We start from the raw sequence: 2,567 nt of genomic DNA on the forward strand, positions 1-2,567 counted from the left end.
TAGTTGTTCGTGAGAGCTACCCGATGCCCAAGAGCCCCGATCGCTGCTGCCTGCATGGCTAACTTGAGCCGTCCAGCACTGAAACAGTGGATCTTGGTTCGGTTACAGCCTATCGTTTGCCTTATATTTCCATTCCAGCGAATAATAGAGCAGTACATGATTTCTCAGAATACCATTGAAGCCCTTGCCAATTTTGCTTCCGGAAAAGGTACCTTTGCTGGCCTAGGTGTTACGAACCTAGAGCAAACTTATCAGTGGCCACTCCCTGCCAGTGCTGACCAGTTCATCAATGGATCCGATGGTGGTTCACGACTGAACCGTACGATCAAACTCAAGAATACACTCAATACCATTTGGCATAATGATCCGAGTAGGCGGAGAGAGATTGCTCAATGGATCGTGTCTGACTGGGGTGGCGTACGAGGAAACAGTGCTAAAACCCTAGAGGCGCACTTCCAGCGTGCTGAGGGGGCTGACCCATCCACTCCTTTTGCCGGAGTCTCCAGTTATTCCAAGATATTCTCGGTTGTTGACCCGAAGAAATATGCAATCCTGGACGCCCGCGTCGTTGTCTCACTCAACGCGATTCAACTGCTTGCTGGGACTAAGGGTGGAATGGCCTTCCCGTATATCAGTGGCAGGAACAACATCACAGGCAACCAAGGCAAGCGACAAGGGTTCGCAACACTTGAGCGCTTCTCAGTGAAGTCATTGGTTGACGAACACGGTTGGCAGCGTGTTGCCCGGGACGCATCCTATGATGTCTACTCTCAGCTTATGCAGGACTGCCGTGACCAATGTTCTTCGGTATCAGAGATCATGATGCTTGAGATGGCCTTGTTTTCCCAGGCAGAACAACTTGCTCTCTTGGCTGCCCCTGACATTGCCAATCAGGGCTAAAACCCGGTCAGCCCGAAGATTCTTTTGGTAAATTGCAAATTAACACTTGAATGTTAGCGCAAACCTTCCTAGGTAACCAATCCCTAAGCCGCTCGCATTCCGTGAGCAGTCGATCAGCGTCTAGAGGCGCTATAGCGGTCCTTACTGCTATCGGGTTCCGAAAGGGCCCAACAATCCAACCAAATTCAATCAACAGGTGAGGTACGTCTCGCGGGCTGAGTTGTCTGCTGAGCTGCCTGAACCTCGATCCGGTGCGCTCATTCGTGCCCGGAGTCAAAGGTAAGGACGACATGGCATATGGAAAAAACAGTAATTGGCGCGACCCTCGAAAGCGGCGTGATAACAAATCCAAGGTACTCAAAATTACTCGACGTACACAGGTATTCGGAGCATTCCGCCGTATCACATTTGGTCAAGCCTATCTGGAACAAGTGCTTCGGTCAGCCAGAGGGCTCAAATCAGAGAAGAGGGGGCGTGCAGCCCAAGGCAAGCGGGCTGACACAACTCAGAACTATAATCTTGGACTTGTTCATGGCTTGGGCGACCGACCCAGATCTTTCTGTTGCCGTGGCAATGAACAACACCGCTTGGAACACGGGTTCGCGCTACAACAAAATCGGCATGTCCCGGCGGTCTCCCAGGATCATCGACGGTTTGCATGAAGGCGGATTTATCGACCTAGCAGCTGCCAGCTACGCCGGTCCTGGAGCAGTAACCAACCGAACCACCCGCATCAGGGCAGCTGAACCTCTTCGGCGGCTCTTCAGAGATGCTAAGTTCGGTCCCCAACATGTCCTTACCCACCCGGGGCGGGAGAACATACTTTTGCGTGGGGCTGAAAATTCCAAGCGCAATCTGGAATACCTTGATACTCCAGAGACCCATAAGATGCGGGCCGATCTGGCAGCGTATAACCGGCTACTGCATCGGACGTTTATCGATGTCCCAGATCAGACAGATGCCTTTATCGAGCGACCTATTAAGTCAGGCTTTCGGGCTGGAGAGATGACCCGAGTTCCGGTCTGCGGTTTCGATAACTTCGTCCATCGTGTCTTCAACCGGAAAGATTGGAGCTGCGGAGGGCGTTTTTACGGCGGGTGGTGGCAAGGAGTAGGGTCTGAGTTTCGGAAGCGGATCCACATCAACGATCAACCAACCGTGGAGGTCGATTATCAGGCACAGCATGTAGCAATCTTGGCTGCTAGACAGGGTATAGCGCTTGAGGGCGACCCATATGTCCTCGACGAAGGCTTGATTGAGGGGGTGGATGCCGGAGGACAACGCAAGCTGGTGAAGCTGCTTGTTCTCATGGCCCTGAATGCTAAAGACCGGCGCTCAGCCTGCAGTGCGTTTCGGGATGCTTCACCCGTTGGGTCTTCAGCCAAGTCTATGAAGAACGCGGAACTCATTAGAGTTCTGGATGCCATCGTCGAGAAGTACCCGTTTCTGGCGGAAGGCCTCTGCACTGATAGTGGTATCGGCTTGATGTACACTGATAGCCAGATGGCAGCCCATGTTCTCAGGGTATTCACGAGGCTCGATATTCCGGTCTTGTGTGTTCATGATAGCTTTCTGATCGACTATTCATTAGCTGGACGGCTCAAGTTAGCCATGCAGGCAGCAGCGATCGGGGCTCTTGGGCATCGGGTAGCTCTCACGAACAACTA

Annotated in this window: 2 protein-coding genes; both read left to right on the forward strand. The window is 52.6% G+C overall.

Features of this window, described 5'->3' with window-relative positions; genetic code table 11:
• Window positions 1–156: 156 nt before the first annotated feature.
• A complete protein-coding gene (locus AC2T28_RS24870; protein WP_486751287.1) occupies window positions 157–900 on the forward strand; it encodes a hypothetical protein in 744 nt (247 codons plus the stop codon).
• A 531-nt stretch (window positions 901–1,431) separates the two neighbouring features.
• A partial coding sequence (locus AC2T28_RS24875) for a hypothetical protein (RefSeq protein ID WP_486751288.1) occupies window positions 1,432–2,567 on the forward strand: 1,136 nt, incomplete at its 3' end.

Source organism: Parasedimentitalea nitratireducens (assembly GCF_057444295.1).

Excerpts from the sequence above, each read along its gene's own strand:
- AC2T28_RS24870 (WP_486751287.1), top strand. The coding sequence starts at position 157 with ATGATTTCTCAGAATACCATTGAAGCCCTTGCCAATTTTGCTTCCGGA.